Below are 4,956 nucleotides of genomic sequence, written 5' to 3' on the forward strand. Positions count from 1 at the left end.
CACCTTGACGGTCCAGTACGTTGCCGAGGGTTAGGCCGAGGTCGAGTTTCGCTTGTTCCATCCATATGGCATGAACATGAGAACGGAGGAGATCACGATTGCGCAGATCAAGGCGGGGCGGCACGACAGCTCCCGCCACCATGTGGGTGGGCTTACGGAAGTAGTACTGATCATGGGGGCTGCGGCCGGCGCAATAGGTGTATACCAAGGCGGGCTGCCCGCCTCGTCCGGCCCGTCCGCTTCGCTGGGCATAGTTTGCCGGTGTGGGCGGGACGTTGCGCAGATTGACCAGATTAAGCTCGGCAATATCGACACCCAATTCCATGGTGGGGGAACAGAATAGGAGGGGCAGCCGTGCGCTGCGGAAGAGGTCTTCCCGTTCTTCCCGATCTTCCGAGGCTACTTGTGCCGTATGCTCACGGGCTTCCAAGACACATTTGAGATTAACGAATTTGCGATAGCATTCAACGAAATATTCATTTACCTTGGGCGTGGATATGCCTTCGTCAATGAGGCGGGTGTGGTCTATGGCCGCTTTGCTGCCGTCGCCCGCAATCCACAATAAGGCACTATGGTTAATTTGATAGCCGGGCACTTCACCGCTGCGCACTTCTTCGAGAATGCCATAGCGTTGGAGTGCTAAAAAGAGGTATCGGATCGCCCTATTGACTTCATCCTTGCCATAGCCTTGCATTTGCTCTTCATAGGGTTTTAAGGTGCGGCGGAAGTATTGTCCAAAAGCGCCGTTGGAAGAGATGAAAAAACCGAATCTTTCTCTATTATTCTTTGGACGGGGATAGGCAACGACCGATTTGGTTAATTTATCGGGGTCGTCAATATGCCATATGGATCCTTCTAAGAGCCGCCCGCCGGTTTTATTTACCAGCTCAAACTGCTTTTGGTGATCAAGGACATCTACTTTTACGACATGTTCGCGGCGCAGCACGAAAAGCAGGACACGCAGGATTTTTTCCAAGGTCTCGGCCGGACAGAGGCGCAAAATGGGCGGCACTTCAACGAAGACCTTCTCTTCTTTCTCGCCTTGGATAGATAAGCCTTCTTCCCAGATCTCGCTATCACGCAGAAGGCTATTCTCTCCACTGAGTCCTTTATACTCAAATTTCAGCATACCGCAATCCTCGAGATTGGGAGCGGTCACGCGCCAGCCGCGCTTCAGATCATGATAGAGATAGTATTCAATGACCCGTTTCAGCGCGGTGTGTGTTTCTTCGAGTGCAGGCCCGCGCACCTCGGAATCGTTGGCATAATCCTTGAGTTCGAGGTTAAGGGCTTTGAATACGGCTCCGGATAATTTGCCATGGGATAATCCACGTGGACCAAAATCATTCATGGCTTTAAAGAGGGCTGAGCGCAACAAAGCTACATGGGCGAAATCATTGAAGTGTCCCGCCTGCAGCGATGCATCTTGGCGGTTGTCTGTAAAGCTGAGGAGCTTGCGCGCCTCTTTCGAGAGTTCGGCATCGCTCTGAAGTTGGAGTAAGGATTGAACTGCGAGGATGGTCGTTGCCGTGCTTCGGTTGTCGATGCCTAAGGTTCCGAGCTTGGGCCGTTCCGCCTTCTGGTGCTTCGTATACGCCACGAGACAGTCGGGGTTCAGGCAGAAGAGGAAATTCTCGAGAATGAGCCCGCCGGGAACGCCCTCTCCTTTACGAACGATGCGTCCGGAAGGCGCGACAAAGACCGGTTGGGGCAGATCGCGGCGAAAAGAACCGGCGACTTTTTCTTCTCCCTTGGCTGTGGTTTCCCGCATGGATTCGGGCAGACGATCAACTTTTGAGGGGGTATCCTGCGGCCAAGGCGCCCGCTCCGAAACATAGAGGTAGGCATTCTTCCATTTATCATCGTATATGGCGGGACTGTCCTCGCGAGGCCTGAGTTCTTCCTGACCTTCTTCATTTCTCCCATAGGATACGCGATAGTAGGCGGTGCCGCAGCGGCGGCAGAATACGAGCGGGAAAAGGGGTTTGTCCTCTTCACCGGGTTTAGACCCCAATTTGCCCATTTCCAAGTGTCGTTGGTCTTCCGCTTCCAGGGTGCTCCAGACCGTGTCTCCCCGCGTGAAAAACTGGTGCAGGCGAAAGGCGAAGATGGGGAAGCGGCTCGAACCGTCTGCGCGAAGTTCGGAACCACACAGTAAAAAGTTGTGCAGTACTTTATAACACGCTTCCGGGGAGCTTTGGGTCAGATCGGCGAGTTCGGCGGCAGCGCTGCCTTCGCCCCGGAGCTGCCGGGGTGTCTGGCGTATGAGGGTGCCGGTGCCTTCTTCTTCGACGATGCCGAAGGTCGTCTCAATCCAAGAGGCTAAAGGGTGTTCACAGAAAGACTGAGGGTCTTGGGGGGGAGCCTCTGCGGATGTCACGGTATCGGTCAGGCTTTTCACGACGGCTTGATCGGAAAAGTCTATTTCTTTGGTAGCCCGTTGGAGGGTTTCGTTAATCACTTGAGAGGCGTCAATAGGCGTTCCAAAGAGGGTTCTCGCGACCTGTGCCACGGCGTCTTTCTGCTCTTCTGAAGAGCCGCCTGCCGCCATGGTTGCCGATGTTCCGACACAGATAATGTTGTTGTCGCCGAAGGCGAGTCGGCAGCGCCGTATGAGTAATGCCACATCAGCGCCTTGACGGCCCCTGTAGGTGTGCAGCTCATCAAATACGAGAAAGCGGAGTCCCTGCGCCTCCCTGACCAATTCCCGGTCTTCCTTTCGGGTCAGCAGCAGCTCCAGCATCATATAGTTCGTAAGAAGAATGTCAGGCGGATTGCTGCGTATGGATTCCCGTACCTCTCCTTTTTCTTGGCCCGTGTAGCGTGCAAAACGGATGGGGGCTTTGTCCTCGCCGTAGCCGTTCACAATAAACTTGCGCAGCTCCTCATCTTGACTGTTTGCCAAGGCGTTCATCGGATAGACAACGATGGCTTGGATGCCCTTGCCGGAACCTCTTCTAAGGATATGATCTACAATGGGCACGATGTAGGCGAGGCTCTTTCCCGATCCCGTGCCGCTCGTGAGCACATAGGATTTGGATTCCTTCGCCTTTCTGATCGCCTCAGTCTGATGCCTATGCAGTTGTAAGGGCTTACCTGTTAAATCCCTATCCGTCTTGCCAATGCGAAAGATCTTGGCACATTCAGGATGGAGTGTTTTATCGGCGACAAGTTGATCGATTGTGCCGCCCGGTTGAAAGGTCGGGTTTAATTGGAGCAAAGGTTCGGGCCACAGGGCGCCGGCTTCCAGCGCCTCATTCACTTTGGCATGGATACGCTCGTCAGTGATGTGGATAAAACTTTTGGTGTAATTTTTATAGTCCTTGACGAGTTTATCACGCAGATCAAAAACATTCATGGCAACCTCCCGGTTTAAATCTCTTTTGTAGACTCCGACCTTTTAATGACACTGCACTCCACTACACCTATTCATTGATCCTGACTCTCGTATGGGTTCCGGCACTGTTTTCATGCATCGCCCGGGAGTCAATGATCCTCAAGAATTTGACACGTGATCTCCGCCCTAGAAGGGCTTTGGCCATCATCGCTTGCGTTGATTTATGCAAACTGATATTTGTTGGTTCTGTAGGGGAAAAATAAAGTGCCACAATTCTTGTTCGCCAATCTCACCTTAATGAACACACTTCTCTTCACCACAACACCATCATAGTAATTTAACCTTCATTTGGTCAAGTTATCGCTTAAAAAAGCGCCTCTAATGAAGAAACGCAGCTGCGTAGACAAGGACTTCAGTGATGTTGATGTTTTGATTTCCGTTTTTTAGCGACGTTGACCATGACAAGATTAAGGCGGGAAAAAGCAAAAGAAGTACGTTACCGGTTTTAAACGGGAACATGGTATGCTAGTTTTTTTATTTGACGTGAAACGCAGATCCATCCCCTCGGATAACGTATTCGGAGTACGAAAATTAATGTATGATTACAAGTTTATGATTCTTATCGCTTATCTTGGAATCGTTATTGCGGTCGGTCAGTCAGCGGCACTTGAAGACGAATCAATTCCGATAAGTTCACTTGAATCACTCCAACAAATCGGTCGCGATCCTGATTATCCTCTCTCCGGAATATACCGCATCACAAGCGACATTGATGCGTCTGAATCGAAAACTTGGAATAACGGTCAGGGATTCATGCCTATTGGGGAAGATACCCGCCCGTTTACCGGGAGTTTAGACGGCATGGGACACCGCATCTCGGGCTTGACCATACGCGCTGCAAACGGGAGCTCTACAAGTATTTTCAGGGTTCTTTCAAAAGGCGCAGAGGTCAAAAAATTAATTGTCAATGATGCTTCAGATGAATGAGACACCTATGTTGGCATAATCGCGGGCGAGAATTACGGAGAGATTCATAACTGTAGTTTTTCCGGGAACGTGCGCGGCAGCCGTCATGTCGGCTTGGTCTGCGGAACTAACGGAGGGCAGCTTACACGCGTTCGTGCGAAAGGACAGGTTACAGGCATAGAATATGTGGGCGGATTGTTGGGCTCCAATCAAGATCAGGCGGTCATAGACAATGCAATGGCCCATGTCGTTGTTCAGGGGGAACAAGCGGCAGGGGGAATCGCGGGGGCGAACTTTTACGGCGAAGTAGTCAAAACGTACTCAAAAGGTCAAATAAAAATCAGTGAATACGGCGGCGGTTTATTAGGCATCAATTACGGAACACTTGCCTATTGCCAATCTGTCTGTGAGGTTGCGGGCGGCAGTTACTGCGGCGGCGGAACCGGCGCTAATTATGGAATAATGCTTTTCACAAAAGCCGAAGGAAATGTTGATGGCGACATCGGTATCGGCGGATTGATCGGCTTTGCTGGCAACGGAATTATTCTGCGCTGTCATGCTTTGGGTGCTGTAACCGGACTTGACAGAGTCGGCGGACTTGCAGGCGTTATTGATGATGCCTGTGCACTGCGGGCGTCCTATGCCATGGGATC

3 protein-coding genes are annotated in these 4,956 nt (G+C 51.6%); 2 read left to right on the forward strand and 1 reads right to left on the reverse strand.

Annotation, left to right across the window (positions count from 1 at the left end; all coding sequences use genetic code 11):
- Positions 1-3,358: DEAD/DEAH box helicase (locus GX117_01285; protein ID NLO31977.1), on the reverse strand; the 3,358-nt coding region annotated here is incomplete at its 3' end.
- A 573-nt stretch (positions 3,359-3,931) separates the two neighbouring features.
- Here GX117_01285 and GX117_01290 point away from each other — a divergent pair.
- Both GX117_01290 and GX117_01295 read left to right on the forward strand, forming a co-directional pair.
- A complete protein-coding gene (locus GX117_01290) occupies positions 3,932-4,324 on the forward strand; it encodes a hypothetical protein (protein ID NLO31978.1) in 393 nt (130 codons plus the stop codon).
- Positions 4,325-4,393: 69 nt separating this feature from the next.
- Positions 4,394-4,956, forward strand: a 563-nt coding sequence (locus GX117_01295; protein ID NLO31979.1) for a hypothetical protein, incomplete at its 3' end; no start/stop codon positions are given.

The organism is Candidatus Hydrogenedentota bacterium, from assembly GCA_012523015.1.
Lineage (GTDB): Bacteria > Hydrogenedentota > Hydrogenedentia > Hydrogenedentales > CAITNO01 > JAAYBJ01.

Excerpts from the sequence above, each read along its gene's own strand:
- GX117_01290 (NLO31978.1), top strand. The coding sequence starts at position 3,932 with ATGTATGATTACAAGTTTATGATTCTTATCGCTTATCTTGGAATCGTT.